Below are 21,715 nucleotides of genomic sequence, written 5' to 3' on the forward strand. Positions count from 1 at the left end.
GTGTTTCGTACCAGCGACATAGTCCTGATCGCCGTGATGGTTTCGGCGGCCGCCCTGACCTACAAGACCAAGCGCGAGGCCGAGGAGCAACTGGCGGCAGTGCACAAGATCCAGGCGCAGATCCGTTATGAGGAGGACACGATCGACCTGCTCAAGGCGGACTGGAGCCTGCTTACCCAGCCGTCGCGCCTGCAGAAGCTTACCGAAATCTACAAATCGCAACTCGGACTCGAGCCGGTCAATGCGCGGCAGATCGTCGGGCTGGACGATCTGCCGGCGAAACCCGTCAATATCGAGGACCTTTCATCGCAGCGGCTGGGCGGCATGGCCGATATCGGCGGCAAGGATCCCGTGGTGACCGGAGGCGTCGTCCAATGATCACCGGATTTCCAATGGCTGCCAGATTTCCAAAGATTGGCAGGCTGCTGAAGCGCGGTTCGAAGCCCGGTGCAGGCGGATCAATCGTGGTCGAAGGTGCCCGCAAGGCGACCGGTGGCAAGGGCAGGACCCGCATCGTCATGACGATGGCAGTGTTCTTCGGCATCTATTCGACCATTGCCGGGCGGCTGGTCTATCTGGGTTTCCAGAATCCCGACCTGTCGGGCGGCCCGCAGAGCCGGGTGACGGCATCGCGACCCGACATCGTCGACCGTAACGGCGAAGTGCTGGCGACCGACATCAAGACCGCGTCGCTGTTTGCCGAACCGCGCCGCATCGTCGATGCCGACGAGGCGATCGAAAAGCTGTCGACGGTGCTTCCCGAGATCGACTACGAGCAGACATACAACAAGCTGAAGAGCGGCGCCGGGTTCGTCTGGCTGCAGCGTCAACTGACGCCGAAGCAGCAGGCCGACATCATGCAACTCGGCATCCCCGGATTCGGCTTTCGCACCGAAAAGCGCCGGTTCTATCCGGCCGGCGAAACCTCGTCCTACATTGTCGGCCTCACCAACATCGACAATCAGGGCATCTCCGGCATGGAGAAATACATCGACGAACAAGGCTTGAGCGACCTTCAGGCGTCGGGTCTGGCGGTGGCCAAGGATTTGAAGCCGGTGCAGCTCTCGATCGACCTGCGCGTCCAGCATATCGTGCGCGATGAGGTCGCCACCGGCATGGAAAAGTACCACGCGATCGCGGCGGGCGCCGTCGTGCTCAACGTCAAGACCGGCGAGGTGCTGGCGATGGCGTCGGTTCCGGATTTCGATCCGAACAACCCCTATAACGCGCAGGACAAGGACAGGCTCAACCGTATGTCGGCTGGCCTCTATGAAATGGGGTCGACCTTCAAGAGCTTCACCACCGCTATGGCGCTCGATTCCGGCAAGATAACGCTGCAAAGCCGTTTCGACGCGTCGCGCCCGATCAGGATCGGCCATCAAACCATCCATGATTTCCATGGCAAGGGCCGGGTACTGTCGGTGCCGGAAGTGTTCATCTACTCCTCCAATATCGGCTCTGCCAAGGAAGCCGAAGCGGTTGGCATCGACGGACACCGCGAATTCCTGCATCGCCTGGGAATCCTCGAGAAGATGCAGACCGAACTGCCCGAAGTCGCTCGGCCGACCGAGCCCAAGGTCTGGAAGCAGGTCAATTCGATCACCATCGCCTTCGGCCACGGTGTATCGACGACGCCGCTGCAGACAGCGGTCGGCTGCGCCGCGCTGATGAATGGCGGCTATCTGATGGACCCGACCTTCCTGCCGCGCACGCAGGAGCAGGCGATGGCGGTGGCCAAGAAAGTGGTCAGCGACAAGACGGTCGAGGGCATGCGCTATCTCTATGCACTCAATGCCGAAAAGGGATCCGGCCGCAATGCACGGGTGCCAGGATACCGGGTGGGCGGCAAGACCGGAACGGCGGAGAAGGTTGTCAACGGCCGTTACTCGAAGGAAAAGAATTTCAACGCCTTCGTTGCGGCTTTTCCGATGGACGATCCGCAATACATAGTGCTTACGATCGCCGACGAACCGAAGCCGGAAAAGCCCGGCATGGGTGGTACGGCCGCCTCGAACGCGGGCATCATGGCTGCAAACATCATCCGACGTGCGGCTTCCATGCTTGGCGTGAAGCCAGATTTCAGCCATGAAAATGGTGCAACGCTGGTTTCCTATCAGTGATTCTTGGGGCGCGCCGGCAACTGCGCGCTATTTTGTTGCGATGAACGGGGTTCGATGAAGCTGAAAAATCTAGCCGGTATCCTGCCTGTCGAGGGGACAGCTTCCTTCGACATGGAGGTTACAGGGATTTCGTCGGATTCCCGCCAGGTAACACGGGGCGTCGTCTTTTTCGCGCTCACCGGCTCCAAGGCGGATGGCGCAGCCTACGCAGCCGATGCCGCAAGCTGCGGCGCTGCAGCGATCGTGGTCGGCAAAGGCAGTGCGGTCGCCGGGCTGCCAGTCCCGGTTCTTGTCGTAGACGATCCGCGCCTTGCACTGGCGCTGAGTGCTGCACGTTTTTTCGGCATGCAACCGCAAACCATGGTCGCGGTGACCGGAACCAGCGGCAAGACCTCGGTCGCCGCATTCACCCGGCAGATATGGGAGCAGGCGGGTTTTGCCGCCGCCTCGATCGGCACGACCGGCGTGGTGGCGCCGGGCCGCAACGAATATGGCTCGCTGACCACGCCGGATCCGGTGGCACTGCACAGGCTGCTCAAGGAGCTGGCGGAGGCCGGCGTCACCCACGCCTCGATGGAAGCGTCCAGCCATGGCCTCGACCAGCGCCGGCTCGACGGCGTCAAGCTCGCGGCCGGCGGCTTCACCAATCTCGGCCGCGACCATATGGACTATCATCCGACGGTCGAGGAGTATCATCGCGCCAAATTGCGTCTGTTCGACGCGCTGCTGCCGAAGGGCGCGCCGGCGGTCATCTTTGCCGACGACCCGTGGTCGGAGCCGACGATCAAGGCGGCGCGGGCAGCGGGACTGAACGTGCTGACGGTCGGCCGCCACGGCGATTTCCTGCGGCTGAAGCGGGTCGAGCACGAGCGCCACCGCCAGCGCGCCGAGGTCGAAGCGGACGGCGTTCTCCACGAAGTCGACTTGCCGCTGGCCGGCGACTTCCAGATTGCAAATGCGCTGGTGTCGGCCGGACTCGCCATTTCGACTGGAACATCTGTTGCCAAAGCGTTGATGGCGCTGGAGAAATTGAAGGGCGCGCCGGGACGGCTCGACCTTGTCGGGACGGCCGCCAACGGCGCGCCGGTCTATGTCGACTACGCGCACAAGCCGGATGCGCTGGAAAACGTGCTGGCTTCGGTGCGCCCCTTTACCACCGGCCGCGTCATCGTCGTATTCGGTTGCGGCGGCGACCGGGACCGAGGCAAGCGGCCGATCATGGGCGAGATCGCCACAAGACTGGCCGACGTGGTCATCGTCACCGACGACAATCCCCGCTCGGAAGTACCCGAGACGATCCGCGCCGCGATCCTGGAAGCCGCACCTGGCGCCATCGAGATCGGCGACCGGCGCAAGGCCATCCACGAGGCGGTCGGGATGCTTCACGCTGGCGACACGCTGATCGTGGCCGGCAAGGGCCATGAGGAAGGCCAGACCATCGGCACCGAGACGCTGCATTTTTCCGATCATGAGGAAGTTCGCTCGGCGCTGCGGGAGCAAGCGGCGTGAGCTATCTGTGGACCTCCGAGGCGCTGGTTGCCGCCATGGATGGCCGGCCGCTCGGTCCGATGCCTGAAGCCATCGCCGGCATTTCCATCGACAGCCGCAGCCTGCAGCCGGGAGACGCTTTCTTCGCCATCAAGGGCGAGGCCATGGACGGCCATGATTTCGTCACCGCCGCTATCAAGGCGGGCGCCGGCGTGCTGGTCGTCGCCGAGGGCAAGCTGCCGTCGCTGGGGCGGCTGACGGCACCGATGATCGTCGTGGAGGACGTGCTTGTCGCTCTGGAAAAGCTCGGCGTTGCGGCGCGCGCACGCTCAAAGGCCAGGGTCATTGCCGTGACCGGATCGGCGGGCAAGACCACCACCAAGGAAGCGCTACGCCACGCTCTCTCCGCGGTCGGTACGGTGCATGCATCGGCCCAGTCGTTCAACAATCACTGGGGCGTGCCGCTGACGCTGGCGCGCATGCCGCAGGATTGCGACTATGCCGTCTTCGAGATCGGCATGAACCATCCCGACGAGATCCGGCCGCTGGTCAAGATGGTCCGGCCGCATGTCGCCATCGTCACGTTGATCGCGGCCGCTCACCTCGGCTTCTTCCGCAACCTGGACGAGATCGCCAAGGCCAAGGCAGAGGTTTTCGAGGGATTGGAGCCCGGTGGCGCCGCCCTTCTCAACCGCGACGATGCGCGCTGGAAGCTGCTGGAGAAGATGGCCAAAGAGGCCGGCGTCGAGCATGTCTACGGGTTCGGCGAGAATGCCCGGGCGACCTTCAAACTGATCAAATGCGAGCTCAATGCCGATCACTCGGTCATCACCGCCAAGATTGGCGGGCACGAGATTGTCGCCAGGATCGGCGCGCCGGGCCGCCATATGGTGCAGAACGTGCTCGCGGTGCTTGGTGCCGCGCATCTGGTCGGTGCCGACGTTAACAGGGTTGCGCAGGCGCTGGCCGATCTTTCGCCCGAACGCGGACGCGGCAAGCGCTATGTGTTGCGTCACCCCAACGGGCCGATCACACTGATCGACGAGAGCTACAACGCCAATCCGGCGTCGATGAGCGCTGCAATGGCACTGCTCAACACGACGCCGGTGTCGGGCGAGGGCAGGCGCATTGCCGTGCTCGGCGATATGCTCGAGCTCGGCAGCCATTCGGCGAAATTGCATGCCGCGCTTGCCGGTCTGATCGTCGGCACCGACACGCGCACGGTCTTTCTCGGCGGCCCGGAAATGCGGGCGCTGGCCGACGTTTTGCCCGACGAGATCAAGACGGAATACCGCGCCGGTGCGGAAGATCTGAAACCGGTTCTTCTATCGGAATTGAAGCCCGGCGACGTGGTCATGATCAAATCGTCGAAGGGCATAGGCTTTTCAAAGCTGGTCGAGGCGTTGCTCGGCAAGTTTCCGGCGGAAGCCACAACCAGCAGACAGACCTAGGATCGGTCCGGGGGACGCAAGCGCATGCTAACACTGCTCGTCGAATTTGCGGACAAGATCTCGGTCTTCAACGTCTTCCGCTACATAACATTCCGCACCGGCGGAGCGCTGATCACAGCGGCGCTGATCGTGTTCATCTTCGGACCGACCATCATCAATTCGCTGCGGCTGCGGCAAGGCAAGGGCCAGCCGATCCGTGCCGACGGGCCGCAGACGCATTTCAAGAAGGCGGGAACGCCGACAATGGGCGGACTGATGATCCTGTCCGGCATCGTCGGTTCGTCGCTGCTGTGGGCGAACCTGTCGAGCATCTACGTCTGGGTGGTCCTGCTGGTGACGCTGGGATTCGGCTCGATCGGCTTTTACGACGATTATCTCAAAGTAACCAAGCAATCGCATCTCGGCTTTTCCGGCAAGGCGCGGCTGGGGCTCGAATTCGTTATCGCCGGCATCGCCGCCTGGGTGATCATGCATAACGGCCAGGCGCCGTTCTCGTCATCGCTGACATTCCCTTTCGCCAAGGAGTTTCTCGTCAATCTCGGCTGGTTCTTCATCCCGTTCTCGTGCTTCGTCATCGTCGGCGCCGGCAATGCGGTGAACCTGACCGACGGTCTCGACGGGCTGGCGATCGTGCCGATCATGATCGCGGCCGCATCCTTCGGCGTCATCGCCTATCTCTCTGGCAACGCGGTGTTCGCCGAATATCTGCAGATCCATTTCGTGCCCGGCACCGGCGAACTTGCGGTGGTCCTTGGAGCGGTGATCGGCGCCGGTCTCGGCTTCCTCTGGTTCAATGCGCCGCCGGCGGCGATCTTCATGGGCGACACCGGCTCGCTGGCGCTGGGTGGGCTGATCGGCACGGTCGCGGTGGCGACCAAGCACGAGATCGTGCTGGTCATCGTCGGCGGTCTGTTCGTCGTCGAGATATTCTCGGTCATCATCCAGGTCGGCTACTTCAAGATGACCGGCAAGCGCGTCTTCCTGATGGCGCCGATCCACCATCATTTCGAAAAGCTCGGCTGGACCGAAAGCCAGGTGGTGATCCGCTTCTGGATCATCGCCGTCATCCTGGCGCTGGTCGGCCTGTCGACCCTGAAGCTCAGATAGGAGGCCGCTTGATCCCCGCCGCATCCTTTTCAGGCAAGCGCGTTTCGCTCTTCGGGCTCGGTGGCTCGGGGATTGCCACGGCGCGCGCGCTGATCGAGGGCGGCGCGGATGTGCTGGCCTGGGACGACAATCCCGACAGCGTCGCCAAGGCCGGCGCGGTCGGCATCACGACAGCGGACCTGCGCGGTGCGGACTGGGCGAGGTTTTCCGCCTTCGTGCTGTCGCCCGGCGTGCCGCTGACGCATCCCAAGCCACACTGGACCGTCGAGTTGGCGCGGGGCTCAGGCGTGGAGATCATCGGCGACATCGAGCTTTTCTGCCGCGAGCGGATGCTGCTGGCACCGGCAGCACCTTTCATTGCCATTACCGGCACCAACGGCAAGTCGACGACCACGGCACTGACGGCGCACATCCTAAAATCGGCTGGGCGCGACACGCAGATGGGCGGGAATATCGGCCGCGCAGTGATGACGCTCGATCCGCCGCAGCCTGAACGGCATTATGTGGTTGAGTGCTCTTCCTACCAGATCGATCTTGCCCCTTCGATCAACCCGACGGCCGGTGTGCTGCTCAACCTGACGCCGGACCATCTCGACCGCCATGGCACGATGCAACACTACGCCTCGATCAAGGAGCGGCTGGTGGCCGGCAGCGAGACGGCAATCATCGGTGTCGACGATTCCTGGTGCGCCCAGATCGCCGATCGGCTGGAGCGGGCCGGCCGGCAGGTCATCCGCATCTCCAAGCGGCTGCCGCTGACCGACGGCTATTTCGCTGACGGCACCAACTTAATGGAAGCCGTGCACGGCCGCTACAGCCGTGTCGCCTTCCTCGAAGGCATCGGCTCGTTGCGCGGCCAGCACAATGCGCAGAACGCGCTGGCCGCCGCCGCCGCCTGCCTCACGGTCGGGCTCGAGCTCGGCGAGATCCAATCCGGACTGGAGAGTTTCCCTGGGCTGGCGCACCGCATGGAGCAGGTCGGCCGCAAAGGGCATGTGCTGTTCGTCAACGATTCCAAGGCGACCAATGCCGATGCCGCTGCACCGGCGCTGTCGAGCTTTGCGCGTATCTACTGGATTGCCGGCGGCCTGCCGAAAGAGGGCGGCATCGAGCCATTACGCGGCCTCTTCCCGCGCATCGCCAAGGCCTATCTGATCGGCGAAGCCGCACCGGCCTTTTCGGCGACGCTGGGCGAAGCGGTGCGCTACGAGATATCAGGCACGTTGGCGGCGGCAGTCGAACACGCCGCCCGCGATGCGGCCAGGGATAGTAGCGGCGAGGCAGTGGTGCTGCTGTCGCCGGCATGCGCCAGTTTCGACCAGTTCAAGAATTTCGAAGTCCGCGGCGAGGCGTTCAGGCAAGCCGCAACCGCCATTGATGGCGTGAAGCCCATCGGAGGGACACGATAATGCAAAGCCGTCTCGACAAAAGCCCTGTGGCGACCTGGTGGTGGACGATCGATCGGTGGTTCCTGGCGGCGTTCCTGTCGCTGATGGGGCTCGGCATCGTTTTGTCTTTCGCCGCAAGCCCGGCGGTGGCCGAGCGCATCGGGCTAGACAGTTTCCACTTCGCGACGCGCCAGATTATCTTCACCATTCCGGCACTTGGGGTGATGCTGGCCGTCTCGTTCCTTGAATCCAGGCAGATCCGGCGCATGGCGCTGGTCATGCTGTGCATCATGCTGTTTTTGATGGTGGCCGTGCTCTATATCGGCGTCGAGGTGAAGGGCGCGCGGCGTTGGGTGTCGCTTGCCGGCCTCTCGATCCAGCCGTCCGAGTTCCTGAAACCGGCCTTCGTCATCATCTGCGCCTGGCTGTTCGCCGAGCACAAGCGCCAGCCGGACATTCCGGGCAATTTGTTCGCCATGTTGCTGCTTGCGCTGGTCATCTCGCTGCTGGTGGCGCAGCCTGACCTTGGGCAGACCATGCTGGTGCTCGGCACCTGGGGGGTGATGTTCTTCATGGCCGGGTTGCCGTGGCTGTGGATCGTCGCGCTGGGTGCTGCCGGCGTCGGCGGCGTGTTCGCTGCCTATGCGGTGTTCCCGCACGTTGCCGGCCGCATCGACCGCTTCATGACCGGCGAGGGCGACACGTTCCAGGTCGACATGGGCCGCGAGGCGCTGATCAATGGCGGCTGGTTCGGCGTCGGGCCGGGCGAGGGTACTGTCAAGCGGGTCATCCCCGACAGCCACGCCGACTTCGTCTTCTCCGTCGCCGGCGAGGAATTCGGGCTGATCATGTGTTTCTTCATCATGTCCATCTTCGGTTTCATCGTGCTGCGCGGTCTCAACACGGCGCTCAGGGAGCAGGACGATTTCACCCGCTACGCGGTTGGCGGCCTGGTCACGGTCTTCGGCCTGCAGTCGGTCATCAACATGGCCGTCAATCTGCAGCTGATGCCGGCCAAGGGCATGACGCTGCCGTTCATCTCCTACGGCGGCTCCTCGCAGATCGCGATCGCCATCTCGATGGGCATGGTGCTGGCGCTGACGCGCAAGCGCCCGGAAAAGCGCAAGCAGCTGGGCTTCATGCCGTCGCCGCGTGCGATGCCGGCGGAGTGAGATGGCGAAGGGGGTCATCCTTCTGGCGGCAGGCGGAACCGGCGGACATCTGTTCCCGGCCGAGGCGCTGGCGCACGAACTGACCGGGCGCGGCTGGGCGGTGCACCTGGCGACGGACGAACGCGCCGAGCGCTTTGCCGGGCAGTTCCCGGCGGCCGCCATCCATCCGATCCAGTCGGCGACGATGGGGTCGAAAAATCCTTTTGCCGTGCTCGCCGCATTTTGGAAAATCTGGCGCGGGGTGCGGCAGGCATCGGCCGTCATCGCCAGCGTCAAGCCCGCCATCGTGGTCGGCTTCGGCGGCTATCCGACGCTGCCGCCGCTCTATGCCGCGACCCGGCGCAAGGTGCCGACGCTGATCCACGAGCAGAACGCTGTGATGGGCCGTGCCAACCGGGCGCTCGCCGGCCGCGTCGACGCTATTGCCGGTGGTTTCCTACCGGAAGACACAAGTGCTACAGGCGTCAAGACGGTGACCACCGGCAATCCGGTCAGGCCGCAAGTGCTGGAAGCGGCGAAGACGCCTTATGCCGCATCGGCCGGTGAAGAGCCGTTCCGATTTCTGGTGTTTGGCGGCAGCCAAGGCGCGCAGTTCTTTTCCGATGCGGTGCCGGCGGCGATCGCCCGGCTTTCCGATGCACAGCGCAGGCGGCTGGCGATCACCCAGCAGGCGCGCGCCGACGATGTGGCGCGGGTGAAAGCGGCCTATGCCACGCTTGACATCGAGGCCGAGGTGTCGCCCTTCTTCACCGACATGGCGGCGCGGCTGGCGGCGGCGCATCTGGTGATGTCGCGCTCCGGCGCATCGACCGTATCGGAAATCGCGGTGATCGGCCGGCCGGCGCTGCTGGTGCCTTATCCGCACGCGCTCGACCACGACCAGGCGGCGAATGCGGCGGCCCTTGCGGCAGCGGGCGGCGCCGAGGTGCATCCGCAATCCACGCTTTCGGCGGAGCGGATCGCCGTGCTTGTCGGCGGGCTGATGGATGATCCAGGCAAGGCGGCGACAATGGCCGCGGCGGCGAAATCGTCCGGAAAACCGGATGCCGCGCGGTTGCTCGCCGATCTGACAGAGGCTATTGCGTCCAGGAAATCCGTTTCGGAATTCAGGAAGGAGACGCACGCATGAAGATGCCACAGACGATCGGCCTCGTGCATTTCATCGGCATTGGCGGCATCGGCATGAGCGGCATCGCCGAGGTGCTGCACAATCTCGGCTACAAGGTGCAGGGATCCGATCAGGCCGACAGCGCCAATGTGCAGCGGCTGCGCGACAAAGGCATCGAATGCTTCGTCGGCCATCAGGCCGAAAACCTCGGCGAGGCCGAAGTGGTCGTCGTCTCCACCGCAATCAAGAAATCCAATCCGGAGCTGAAGGCGGCGAGAGAGAAGTTGCTGCCGATCGTGCGGCGCGCCGAAATGCTGGCAGAGCTGATGCGTTTCCGCCAAGCGGTGGCGATCGGCGGCACGCATGGCAAGACGACGACGACTTCGATGGTGGCGACGCTACTCGAAGCCGGCGGGCTCGACCCGACGGTAATCAATGGCGGCATCATCAATGCCTATGGCACCAATGCCCGCATGGGAGACGGCGAATGGATGGTGGTCGAGGCCGACGAGAGCGACGGCACCTTCCTCAAGCTGCCGGCCGAGATTGCCGTCGTCACCAATATCGACCCCGAGCACCTCGACCATTACGGCTCCTTCGACAAAGTGCGCGAAGCGTTTCGTCAGTTCGTCGAGAATGTGCCGTTCTACGGCTTTGGTGTGATGTGCACCGACCATCCCGAGGTGCAGGCGCTGGTCGCCCGCATCGAGGACCGGCGCGTCATCACCTATGGCGAAAATGCGCAGGCCGACGTGCGCTTCACCAATCACCGCATGGACGGCCCGACCTCGGAATTCGACGTGGTGATCCGCGACCGCAAGACGCACGGCCAGATAACGATATCAGGCCTGCGGCTGCCTATGCCCGGGCGCCACAATGTTTCCAATGCGACGGCGGCGATTGCCGTCGCGCATGAGCTCGGCCTTTCGGCTGAGGCAATCAAGAAGGGCCTGTCGTCCTTCGCCGGCGTCAAGCGGCGTTTCACCCATACCGGTTCGTGGAACGGTGTCGATGTGTTCGACGATTACGGTCATCATCCGGTCGAGATCACGGCGGTACTGAAGGCTGCGCGCAGCGCCACCAAGGGCCGCATCATCGCCGTTACCCAACCGCATCGCTTCACCCGGCTGCGCGATCTGTTCGACGAGTTTTCCGTCTGCTTCAACGATGCCGATACGGTAATGGTGGCGCCCGTCTATGCGGCCGGCGAGGAGCCGATCGACGGCGTTACGTCCGACGCACTGGTGTCGCGCATCCGCTCCGGCGGCCATCGCGACGCACGCTACATCGAAGGTCCGGCGGCGATTGCGCCGATTGTGCGCGAGGTGGCGAAGCCGGGCGATTTCGTCGTCTTCCTCGGCGCCGGCAACATCACGCAATGGGCCTATGCGCTGCCCAGGGAACTCGGCGGGACCATCTCATGATGCGCGGCCAGGCGTTGATCGAGAAGCTTGGCGACCGGCTTGCCGGACTGCGCGGCCGCATCACGCCCAATGCCGAGATGGACAAGATCACCTGGTTTCGAGCCGGCGGGCTGGCGGACGCATTGTTCCAGCCGGCCGACGAGGACGATCTTGCCACGTTCCTGAAGGCGGTGCCGGAGGAAATTCCGCTGACCATCGTCGGCGTCGGCTCGAACCTGCTTGTCCGTGACGGCGGCATTGCGGGCTTTGTCATCCGGCTTTCTGCCAAAGGCTTTGGCGAGACCGAAGTGATTGCGCCGACCACGATCAAGGCGGGCGCCGCGACACCCGACAAGCGCCTTGCGGCCGTTGCCTACGAGGCCGGCATCGGCGGCTTTCATTTCTACCACGGCATTCCCGGCGCCATTGGCGGAGCGCTGAGGATGAACGCCGGCGCCAATGGCGTCGAGACGCGCGAGCGTGTGGTCGAGGTGCGGGCGCTCGACCGCAAGGGCAATGTTCATACGCTGAGCAACGCCGACATGGGCTATGCCTATCGCCATTCAGCGGCGCCGTCCGGGCTGATCTTCACATCGGCGCTGCTCGAAGGCATTCCCGAGGACAAGGCGGCGATCAAGGCCGCGATGGATGCTGTCCAGAACCATCGCGAGACCGTGCAGCCGATCCGCGAAAAGACCGGTGGCTCTACCTTCAAGAATCCTGAGGGCACCTCGGCCTGGAAGGAGATCGACAAGGCCGGCTGCCGCGGCCTGATGGTCGGCGGGGCGCAGATGTCGCCGATGCATTGCAACTTCATGATCAACACCGGGACCGCCACGGGCTACGAGCTTGAATATCTCGGTGAGACGGTGCGTGCGCGCGTGCTCGAAAGATCGGGCATCCGGCTGCAGTGGGAGATCAAGCGCATCGGTAATTTTCGGCCGGGCCATGCCGTCCAGGAATTTCTCGGACAGTTGCTTTAGGCAAGCTGACCGCCGTTGCCTTTCGGACTCATGAATTCACATTTTGCTGCCGTTTTTGCGGAAAGTGAATCCATCGGAATCGTAAGCACTTGCCAGCGAATCAACTCTCTGATTCTCTGCCCTGAAGCGTTTCCTGATTTGAGTCGTTTCGACGCGTTACTCGCGTTTCCGTCTGGGGGGCAACCTGCCGGGAGACTCGGACTCAATGTTGCGGAAACACGGGAGCGAAGTTGCTCGGCGCATTTGAGCGCGCGCGATGCTTTTCGGGGCATGCGCGATGGTGCAGGCCTGCTGTGAGAGGAAATGACGGGGAATGACAAGCAAGCATGTGGCCGTCCTTCTGGGGGGATTCTCGTCCGAGCGGCCCGTGTCCCTGTCGTCGGGTAAGGCCTGCGCCGATGCGCTCGAGGGAGAGGGCTACCAGGTCACCCGCGTCGACGTCTCGCGCGATATCGGCTCGGTGCTCAGCGCGCTCAAGCCTGACGTCGTCTTCAATGCGCTGCACGGCCCCTTCGGCGAGGACGGCACCATCCAGGGTATCCTCGAGTACCTCGCCATTCCGTACACCCATTCCGGCGTGCTTGCCTCGGCGCTCGCGATGAACAAGGAACAGGCCAAGAAGGTCGCCAAGGCGGGAGGCATTCCGGTGGCGGAATCGAAGGTGGCCAATCGCTTCGCCATCCAGAACAAGCACCCGATGAAGCCGCCCTACGTCGTCAAGCCGGTCAACGAAGGGTCGAGCTTCGGTGTCGTCATCGTCCATGAAGGCCAGTCGCATCCGCCGCAGATCATCGGCTCGTCCGAGTGGAGATATGGCGATACGGTGATGGTCGAGCGTTATGTTCACGGGCGGGAATTGACCTGCGCGGTGATGGGCGATGTGGCGCTCGGTGTCTGCGAGATCATCCCGACCGGCCATTCCTTCTACGACTATGATTCAAAATACGTCGCGGGAGGATCAAAACACGAATGCCCGGCAAAACTTTCACCGAATATTTACCAAAAAATACAGACACTGACGCTCAAGGCTCACCAAGCTATCGGCTGCCGGGGCGTTTCCCGGTCGGACTTCCGTTATGACGATCGTCACTCCGAAAACGGCGAAATTGTCTGGCTCGAGGTCAACACCCAGCCGGGCATGACGCCGACGTCTTTGGTGCCGGAAATCGCCGCGCAAGCGGGACACTCGTTCGGCGATTTGTTGAGTTGGATGGTGGAGGACGCTTCGTGTCTGCGTTGAAGTGGGGACAGGGCAAGGGGAAGGGCGCGGCCGGGCCGGCGCTGTTCGGCATGCCGTTGTCATTCTACCATTTCGTGCTGCCGCGCCTGCTCCGCCGGCCGGTGCGCGTGCTGGCGCGCCTCGGCGAAGGCGACTTCGAAACGCCGCCCTATTGCGCTGCCATGCTGTCGGCGGCACTGCTTGTTTCGAGCAGTGCCTATGGCGCCTATCTCGGCGGATATTCCGACGCCATCGTCCAGAGTGTCACCGCCCGCACCGGCTTTGCCGTCGACCAGGTCAAGGTCGTCGGCAACCGCGAAACGTCCGAGATCGATATTCTCGACAGGCTGGAACTCGACGGCTGGACCTCGCTGATCGGCTTCGATGCCGAAGCCGCGCGCGAACGCATCACCACGCTGCCCTGGGTCGAAGCGGCCGCAGTGCGCAAGGTCTACCCGCATACGCTGGAAGTGCGCGTCGAGGAGCGCGAGCCGTTCGCGTTGTGGCAGCAAGGCAGCGCGCTTTCGGTCATCGAGAAATCCGGCACCGTCATTGCGCCGTTCTCCGGCGGCAAGCAGATATTGCTGCCGCTGATTATCGGCACCGGCGCACCGGCCAAAGCGCCGGATTTCCTGGCCAAGATCAAGAATTATCCGGAGCTCGCCGCGCGGATCAAGGGCTATATCCGCATCGGCGAACGGCGCTGGGATCTCAAGCTTGAAAACGGCATCACGATCAAGCTTCCCGAAGACGGTGAGGACCAGGCGATTGCCGACCTGGTCAGGATGGATCACGAGAACGGGCTTTTGACGCGCGACATCGCCGCCGTCGACATGCGCCTTTCCGATCGTCTGGTCGTCCAGTTGACGCCGGAAGCGGCGACACAGCGCCAAGCCGCGCTCGACGAAAAGCCCAAGATGCTGAAGCGCAAGCCGGAGACGAAGATATGAGCTGGCTTGGCGGCAATAGCGATGCCTCGTCGCGCCGGTCCGGCATCCTGACGGTGCTGGATGTCGGGTCCAGCAAGGTCTGCTGCGTGGTGGCCAAACTCAAGCCGCGCGAGGATGGCAAGCTGCTGCGCGGACGCTCGCATCGCGTCCAGGTGATCGGCATCGGCCACCAGAAATCGCAAGGCGTGAAATCCGGCGTCGTCATCGATCTCGACCGTGCCGAGCACGCCATCCGTCTTGCCGTCGACGCCGCCGAACGCATGGCGGGACTGACGGTCGATTCGCTGATCGTCAACATGACTGCCGGCCGGCTGAAGAGCGAGGCTTTTTCGGCCACCATCAATCTCGGCGGCCATGAGGCCGACGAGGCCGACATCAAGCGCGTGCTTGCCGCCGGCGCCAAGCAGGCGTTGCGGGCCGAGCGCGAGGTGATCCATTCGCTTCCCGTAGCCTTTTCGCTGGATGCCGAGCGCGGTGTGCGCGATCCGCGCGGCATGGTTGGCGACCAGCTTGGCGTCGACATGCACGTGCTGACAGGCGACGCAGCGCCCTTGCGTAATCTGGAGCTCTGCATCAACCGCTCGCATCTGTCGGTTGAACGCATGGTGGCGACGCCCTATGCCAGTGGGCTTGCTGCGCTCGTCGACGACGAGCTCGAAATGGGCGCGGCCTGCATCGACATGGGCGGCGGCACGACGACGATCTCGGTGTTTTCGGAAGGCAAGTTCGTCCATGGCGATGCCATCGCGATCGGCGGCAACCACGTCACGCTGGATATGGCCAAGGGCCTGTCGACCTCGCTCGATGCCGCCGAAAGGCTGAAAGTGATGCATGGCTCGGCGCTGCCTGGCAGTGCCGACGACCGCGACCTGATTTCCATCCATCCGATCGGCGAGGACGGCGAGGTGCCGTTGCAGATCCCGCGCTCGGTGATGACGCGCATCATCCGCGCCCGCATCGACGAGACGCTGGAATTGTTGCGCGACCGGCTGAACAAATCCGGCTACGGCAACGCCGTCGGCAAGCGCGTGGTGCTGACCGGCGGTGCCAGCCAGCTTGCCGGCCTGCCAGAAGCTGCACGCCGCATTCTCGGCCGCAATGTGCGCATCGGACGCCCGCTTGGCGTGGCAGGCTTGCCCGAGGCGGCCAAGGGGCCGGCTTTCTCGACCCCGGTCGGACTTCTGATCTATCCACAGATGGCGAGCTTCGAGAGCCGGCCGGCGAAGGGAATTTCCGGTCTTCGGATGACCGGAACAGGCGGAAAACTGCATCGAATGAGTCAGTGGTTGAGAGACAGTTTTTAATTTTGACGGGGACAGCCCCATAGGCGGCCGCGGCGGCGAAGCGGCGGGAAAGGCAAAGGACGAAGACAATGACCATCAATCTGCAGAAGCCGGACATCACCGAGCTCAAGCCGCGCATCACCGTGTTCGGTGTCGGCGGCGGCGGCGGCAATGCCGTCAACAACATGATCACCGCCGGCTTGCGCGGCGTCGAGTTCGTGGTGGCCAACACCGACGCGCAGGCACTGACGATGTCGAAGGCCGAGCGGCTGATCCAGCTCGGCGCGCATGTCACCGAAGGTCTCGGCGCCGGATCGCAGCCTGAAGTCGGGCGCGCGGCGGCGGAGGAATGCATCGACGAGATCATCGATCATCTCTCCAACACGCATATGTGCTTCGTCACTGCCGGCATGGGCGGCGGCACCGGCACCGGGGCGGCTCCCGTCGTTGCCCGCGCTGCCCGCGAAAAGGGTATCCTCACCGTCGGCGTCGTCACCAAGCCGTTCCACTTCGAAGGCCAGCGCCGCATGAAGACGGCCGACATGGGTATCGAGGAACTGCAGAAATGCGTCGATACCCTGATCGTCATTCCCAACCAGAACCTGTTCCGGCTGGCCAATGACAAGACCACCTTCGCCGATGCCTTCGCGATGGCCGACCAGGTGCTCTATTCGGGCGTTGCCTGCATTACCGACCTGATGGTCAAGGAAGGCCTGATCAATCTCGACTTCGCCGACGTCCGCTCGGTCATGCGCGAAATGGGCAAGGCGATGATGGGAACCGGCGAGGCTTCGGGCGAGGGCCGCGCAATGGCCGCGGCGGAAGCCGCCATCGCCAACCCGCTGCTCGACGAGACCTCGATGAAGGGCGCCAAGGGCCTGCTGATCTCGATCACCGGCGGCCGTGACCTGACCCTGTTCGAAGTCGATGAGGCTGCAACCCGCATTCGCGAAGAGGTCGACCAGGACGCCAACATCATTCTGGGCGCCACCTTCGACGAGGAACTCGAAGGCGTCATCCGCGTGTCGGTGGTCGCCACCGGCATCGACAAATCGGCGGCCGAAATCGCTGCCGCGCCGATCGCCATCCGCGCGGCTCCGCCGAAGCCGGTCAGCCGCCCGGCGGCCCAGGTCACGGAAATGCGCCCGGCGCCTGTCCAGCAACCAATCTATGAACCACGTGCTGCCGACCCGGTCGCCGAGGCCATTCAGCTCGCCGAAGCGAATGCGGCAGCGATGGCGCAGGCCCGCCCGGCACCGGTCGCCCATGCGGAAGACTTCCGTCCGCAGAGCAAGATCTTCCAGGCGCCTCCGGCTCAGCCGCAGCCGATGATGCAGCCAGCGGTTCAGCAAGCGATGCAGCCCGCTCCGCATCGTGAAATGCCGCAGCCGGTTGCCGCGGCACCCCAGCGCATGCCGCGGGTCGAGGATTTCCCGCCGCAGGTGAAGGCCGAAGTGGAGGCCAAGGCGCGCCCGGCCGACCACGAAAACAGCGGCCCGATGGGCTTGCTCAAGCGCCTGACCAACGGCTTGACCCGCCGCGAAGAGGAGCCTGCAAGGCTGCAGCCGGCGCAGCCGCGCGAACCGAAACTGCGCCAGGCGCCGGCGGAAGTGCGCCGCCTTGCCAGCCAGGATCCGCAGCTTTACGCGCCGCGCCGCGGCCAGCTGGACGAGCAGGGCCGACTGACGCCGCAGAGCCGGGCTGTCCAGGAAGACGATCAGTTGGAGATTCCCGCCTTCCTGCGCCGACAGGCCAATTGATCTGTTAACGGTTCGTAACAGTTATTAACAGGCGAGCAGGAAACTGTTCGCCTGTTAACCTTAAAGTGATTGTAAAACAAGGACTTATGGGGCAATCCCGCGCTGGACCGCAGTTACAAAGAGTAAGAAACCGTGATTTGGAGTCTCCCCGCGGGACCATTATCTTCGCCACCGACCAAAGTCGGTTTGCTGGGAGTCTCGGGGAAGTGGCCCTGCCTGCCGATCAATCAAGAGCCGCGCCCTCAGGGCAGAAGCGGACCTAGGCAGCATGGGCTATGGGGATTGTTTTGCACGACTATCAGACGACACTTAAATCGCGTGCGACGCTGACCGGCATCGGCGTTCACAGTGGCAATCCGGTCACCGTCCATTTCCTGCCGGCGGACGCCGATACGGGTGTCGTCTTCCAGCTTTCGAATGCAAGCGGAAGCCACGAATTTCGCGCGCTCGTTTCCGAGGTCGGTGCCACCGACCTCTGCACCATGCTCGGCGATCCGCAGGGCGAGCACATTGCCACGGTCGAGCATCTGATGGCGACGCTTTTCGGGCTTGGGATCGACAATCTCGTCATCGAAATCGACGGCCATGAGGTGCCTATCCTCGACGGTAGCGCAGTGATGTTCATCGAGGCCATTGACCAGGCAGGCGTCGAAACGCTGCCGGTCAAGCGTCGCTACATCAGGGTGGTCAAGCCGGTTCGCATCGAGAACGGCGCCTGCTGGGCGGAGTTCCGGCCCTATGACGGCACGCGCTTCGAGATCGAGATCGATTTCGAAAGCCCGGCGATCGGGCGCCAGCTTTTTGCATCCGACATGAACGCCGAAATTTTCCGGCGTGACGTCGCGCGGGCCCGCACTTTCGGTTTCATGAAGGACGTCGAGCGGCTGTGGGCGGCCGGCTATGCGCTCGGCTCCTCGTTGGAAAACTCCCTGGTGATCGGCGACGACAACCGCGTGATCAATATGGGAGGCCTGCGCTATCCCAACGAGTTCGCGCGCCACAAGACGATGGATGCGATGGGCGACCTGGCGCTCGCCGGTGCCCGGTTCATCGGCTGCTTCCGCTCCTATCGTGGCGGCCACAGGCTGAACGCAGCTGCGCTGCGCCGTCTCTTGTCCGACCGTTCGGCTTTCGAGATCGTTGAGACGACGCGCCGCGAGCGCGGGCGTACCGCGGAGATGAGCGCCGTCAACGCACCCCTCTATGCGCCCTGGATGATCTGATTCTTAAGGTCTTGCGGCTCCCGTTGCGGTCAAGCTGTGTTGCATGGATGCATCACCGGCCTGCCAAATTACACAGCTTTCCAGGTAGCGCCAAAGCGCCACAAAAATGTGCGATTGGCCGGGGATAGCGTTGCCGGGCAAGGCAATTATGGTTTATGGCTGCTGCCGTCGACTGAAATGACGCCGAAAGGGCGGAATCCAAACATGTTTTTCAAGCGAGTTGGTCAATCGAAGGCGCCGCGGCGGGCTGTTTTCCTGGCGCTTTCGGTGGTCGTTCCATCGCTGTTTCTGTCGGCCTGCATGTCGTCCGAGAAGGACGTCGATCTGTCGACCTATGTCGATCAGACCGAGCCGGCCGACGTGCTCTACAATCAGGGTCTCGCCAATCTGAATGCCGGGCGACTGCAGGAGGCAAGCCGCAAGTTCGATGCCGTCGACCGCCAGCATCCATATTCCGAATTCGCCCGCAAATCGATGGTGATGGGTGCCTTTGCCGACTACCGTCAGGGCAATTACGATGAGGCGATCGGTTCGGCCAAGCGCTACCTGACCCTCTACCCGTCGACCGACGATGCGGCCTATGCCCAATATATTATCGGGCTGAGCTACTACCGCCAGATCAAGGACGTCACCCAGGACCAGAAGGAAGCGCGTCTTGCCGCGCAGACGATGCAGGATCTGGTAACGCGCTGGCCGACTTCCGAATATGTTGATGATGCCAAGGAGAAGATCCGCTTCGCCAACGATCAGCTCGCCGGCAAGGAGATGCAGATCGGCCGCTACTATCTCGAGCGCCGCGAATATATCGCGGCCGTTAAACGGTTCCGCAACGTCGTGGAGAACTATTCCAACACACGTCATGTCGAGGAAGCGCTGGCGCGTCTGACCGAGAGCTACTATGCGATGGGGCTGACGTCGGAAGCCCAGACCGCTGCGGCCGTGCTCGGCACCAACTATCCCGACAGCCAGTGGTACAAGGACTCCTACAAGCTCCTGCAGAGTGGTGGGCTCGAGCCGCGCGAGAATGCCGGATCGTGGATCTCCAAGGCCGGGAAGCTGATCACCGGCGCCTGAGCGGCGCGTCACCATGCTCTCCAGACTGTCGATCCGCGATATCGTTCTGATCGAGAAGCTGGACATCGACTTCTCGTCCGGCCTTTCGGTCCTTACCGGCGAAACCGGCGCCGGAAAATCCATCCTGCTCGACGCCTTGTCGCTGGCGCTTGGCGCCCGCGGCGACGCTTCGCTGGTGCGGCATGGCGCGGCACAAGGCCAGATCATCGCCGTGTTCGACGTGCCGCGCAACCACGCGGCTCGCATGTTGCTTGCCGAGAATGCCATCGAGGACGACGGCGAAATCATCCTGCGCCGCGTCCAGACGGCTGACGGCCGCACGCGCGTGTTCGTCAACGACCAGCCGTCCAGCGTGACGCTGATGCGCGACATCGGCCGTGCGCTGGTCGAGATCCACGGCCAGCATGACGAGCGCGCTTTGGTCGATCCCGGCGCCCATCGCGAGTTGCTCGACAGTTTCGGCGGCCATCTCGGCGCTGCTCGGGCAACCGGCGAGGCGTGGCGGCATTGGCGTACCTGCGAGCAGGAATTTTCACGGCACCGGGCCAAAGTCGAAGCAGCTGCCCGTGAGGCCGATTATCTGCGTGCAGCGGTCGCCGAATTGACCAGGCTCGATCCGCAACCTGGCGAAGAGACCGAGCTGGCCGAATTGCGCGCCTTGATGATGCGTGCCGAAAAGATCGCCTCGGAAATCCACGATGCGCAGGATGTGCTCTCGGGTCCGTCCTCGCCCTTGCCGCAGCTGGCCAGCCTGCTCAGGCGGCTGCAGCGCAAGGTCACCGAAGCGCCCGGGCTGCTCGAGGATGTCGTCAAGTCGCTCGACGAGGCGATGCTGTCGCTCGACGCGGCGCAGTCGGGCGTCGAAGCAGCACTTCGCGCCACCGAATATGATCCGCAGCGGCTGGAGAAGGCTGAGGAGCGGCTGTTTTCGCTGCGTGCCGCCTCGCGCAAGCACAGCGTCGCCGTCGATGACCTGGCGCAATTGCGTGACACCATGGCTGCCGACCTTGCCGATCTCGACGCCGGCGAAGAGCGCCTGCAGGCGCTGGAGAAACAGGCTGCGGCGGCGCGCCAGGCCTATGACATTGCAGCGGCCCAGCTGTCGTCGCTTCGCCATGCGGCGGCTGTCGGGCTGAGCAAGGCGGTGATGGCCGAACTGCCGGCGCTGAAGCTCGAACGCGCCGAGTTCATCGTCGAGATCGCAAGCGATGCCGAGAGCCGCATGGAAGAAGGCATCGACCAGGTCGAGTTCTGGGTGCGGACCAATCCCGGCACCAGGCCCGGCCCTATGATGAAGGTCGCTTCCGGCGGCGAGCTTTCGCGCTTCCTGCTGGCGTTGAAGGTCGCGCTGGCTGATCGCGGGTCGGCGCCGACCTTGGTCTTCGACGAAATTGACACCGGCGTCGGCGGCGCGGTTGCCGACGCCATCGGCCAGCGGCTGGCGCGGCTGGCAAAACGCGTGCAGGTGCTTTCGGTTACGCATGCACCGCAAGTGGCGGCGCGCGCGGCGACGCATTTCCTGATCTCCAAATCGGGCGGTGCCGACAGGGTCTCGACCGGCATCGCCGAGATGGACCGGGCGGCACGGCAGGAAGAGATCGCACGCATGCTCGCCGGCGCCACCATCACCGACGAGGCGCGTGCGGCGGCCGAGCGGCTGCTGCGGGAGAACACCGCGGCAGCGTAGAGCTGTTCATCGTTTCACCGAAACGCCGAACCGCTCTACCTCTTTGTTTCTGCGCAGTTCCGGACGGAAAACCGTTTCACACTTTTCCTGGAATTGCTTGTCTTATGACTTTCGCTGCCGAATGGGTCAGAAAGGAACGCTGAGAGAGGGTAGCCGCCCTCCCTCAGCGGCGAGGGTCGGATCGGTGGAATTGCTGACCGTTTGACGGGTCGAGCTAGAGCCTTTCACGTTTTGATGGAAGCGTAGCCGGCGTTTGCGAAGTAGTTGTTGCATTCGGTTGCCTCGATCGTTTCAACGAG

Annotated in this window: 17 protein-coding genes; all 17 read left to right on the plus strand. The window is 63.6% G+C overall.

Annotated features, from left to right (window positions below; genetic code table 11):
• The 17 genes from ftsL to recN all read left to right on the plus strand — a co-directional run bounded on the left by ftsL (position 1) and on the right by recN (position 21,416).
• A complete protein-coding gene (gene ftsL, locus NKH90_RS18910; protein WP_352501064.1) occupies positions 1-378 on the plus strand; it encodes a cell division protein FtsL in 378 nt (125 codons plus the stop codon).
• Positions 379-392: 14 nt separating this feature from the next.
• Positions 393-2,120, plus strand: a complete 1,728-nt coding sequence (locus NKH90_RS18915) for a peptidoglycan D,D-transpeptidase FtsI family protein (RefSeq protein WP_352471555.1) — start codon at positions 393-395, stop codon at positions 2,118-2,120.
• A 54-nt stretch (positions 2,121-2,174) separates the two neighbouring features.
• The gene (locus NKH90_RS18920) at positions 2,175-3,629 is read left to right on the plus strand and encodes a UDP-N-acetylmuramoyl-L-alanyl-D-glutamate--2,6-diaminopimelate ligase (protein ID WP_352820370.1); all 1,455 of its coding nucleotides are present in this window, start codon (positions 2,175-2,177) and stop codon (positions 3,627-3,629) included.
• Positions 3,626-5,059 carry a UDP-N-acetylmuramoylalanyl-D-glutamyl-2,6-diaminopimelate--D-alanyl-D-alanine ligase gene (locus tag NKH90_RS18925; protein ID WP_352471557.1) on the plus strand — a complete coding sequence of 478 codons (1,434 nt, stop codon included), beginning with the start codon at positions 3,626-3,628 and terminating at the stop codon, positions 5,057-5,059. The genes NKH90_RS18920 and NKH90_RS18925 overlap by 4 nt, the downstream gene beginning before the upstream one ends.
• Positions 5,060-5,083: 24 nt before the next feature.
• Complete coding sequence (mraY, locus tag NKH90_RS18930; RefSeq protein ID WP_023676767.1) at positions 5,084-6,166, plus strand: phospho-N-acetylmuramoyl-pentapeptide-transferase; 1,083 nt, start codon at positions 5,084-5,086, stop codon at positions 6,164-6,166.
• An 8-nt stretch (positions 6,167-6,174) separates the two neighbouring features.
• Positions 6,175-7,575 (plus strand): UDP-N-acetylmuramoyl-L-alanine--D-glutamate ligase, encoded by a 1,401-nt coding sequence (gene murD / locus NKH90_RS18935; RefSeq protein ID WP_352820371.1) that lies wholly within the window; start codon positions 6,175-6,177, stop codon positions 7,573-7,575.
• The gene (ftsW, locus tag NKH90_RS18940; protein ID WP_352456168.1) at positions 7,575-8,726 is read left to right on the plus strand and encodes a putative lipid II flippase FtsW; all 1,152 of its coding nucleotides are present in this window, start codon (positions 7,575-7,577) and stop codon (positions 8,724-8,726) included. Before murD ends, ftsW begins: the two co-directional genes overlap by 1 nt.
• Position 8,727: 1 nt before the next feature.
• The gene (murG, locus tag NKH90_RS18945) at positions 8,728-9,855 is read left to right on the plus strand and encodes an undecaprenyldiphospho-muramoylpentapeptide beta-N-acetylglucosaminyltransferase (RefSeq protein WP_352453155.1); all 1,128 of its coding nucleotides are present in this window, start codon (positions 8,728-8,730) and stop codon (positions 9,853-9,855) included.
• Complete coding sequence (gene murC / locus NKH90_RS18950) at positions 9,852-11,258, plus strand: UDP-N-acetylmuramate--L-alanine ligase (protein ID WP_352820372.1); 1,407 nt, start codon at positions 9,852-9,854, stop codon at positions 11,256-11,258. The genes murG and murC overlap by 4 nt, the downstream gene beginning before the upstream one ends.
• Entirely contained in the window at positions 11,255-12,220 is a 966-nt protein-coding gene (gene murB / locus NKH90_RS18955) for a UDP-N-acetylmuramate dehydrogenase (protein WP_031211769.1), read from the plus strand. The genes murC and murB overlap by 4 nt, the downstream gene beginning before the upstream one ends.
• Before the next feature lie 313 nt (positions 12,221-12,533).
• Positions 12,534-13,460 (plus strand): D-alanine--D-alanine ligase, encoded by a 927-nt coding sequence (locus NKH90_RS18960; protein ID WP_352471563.1) that lies wholly within the window; start codon positions 12,534-12,536, stop codon positions 13,458-13,460.
• Entirely contained in the window at positions 13,448-14,389 is a 942-nt protein-coding gene (locus tag NKH90_RS18965; RefSeq protein WP_352820374.1) for a cell division protein FtsQ/DivIB, read from the plus strand. Before NKH90_RS18960 ends, NKH90_RS18965 begins: the two co-directional genes overlap by 13 nt.
• Positions 14,386-15,693, plus strand: a complete 1,308-nt coding sequence (gene ftsA, locus NKH90_RS18970; protein ID WP_352820376.1) for a cell division protein FtsA — start codon at positions 14,386-14,388, stop codon at positions 15,691-15,693. Before NKH90_RS18965 ends, ftsA begins: the two co-directional genes overlap by 4 nt.
• Positions 15,694-15,761: 68 nt before the next feature.
• Positions 15,762-17,432 carry a cell division protein FtsZ gene (gene ftsZ / locus NKH90_RS18975; RefSeq protein WP_254818983.1) on the plus strand — a complete coding sequence of 557 codons (1,671 nt, stop codon included), beginning with the start codon at positions 15,762-15,764 and terminating at the stop codon, positions 17,430-17,432.
• A 275-nt stretch (positions 17,433-17,707) separates the two neighbouring features.
• The gene (gene lpxC / locus NKH90_RS18980) at positions 17,708-18,655 is read left to right on the plus strand and encodes a UDP-3-O-acyl-N-acetylglucosamine deacetylase (protein ID WP_352501058.1); all 948 of its coding nucleotides are present in this window, start codon (positions 17,708-17,710) and stop codon (positions 18,653-18,655) included.
• A 204-nt stretch (positions 18,656-18,859) separates the two neighbouring features.
• A complete protein-coding gene (locus tag NKH90_RS18985) occupies positions 18,860-19,729 on the plus strand; it encodes an outer membrane protein assembly factor BamD (RefSeq protein WP_352820378.1) in 870 nt (289 codons plus the stop codon).
• 13 nt (positions 19,730-19,742) lie between these two features.
• Positions 19,743-21,416 carry a DNA repair protein RecN gene (gene recN / locus NKH90_RS18990; RefSeq protein WP_352820380.1) on the plus strand — a complete coding sequence of 558 codons (1,674 nt, stop codon included), beginning with the start codon at positions 19,743-19,745 and terminating at the stop codon, positions 21,414-21,416.
• Positions 21,417-21,715: the final 299 nt, after the last annotated feature.

The sequence above is a fragment of the Mesorhizobium sp. M0898 genome, assembly GCF_040319695.1.
In the GTDB taxonomy this organism is placed as follows: domain Bacteria; phylum Pseudomonadota; class Alphaproteobacteria; order Rhizobiales; family Rhizobiaceae; genus Mesorhizobium.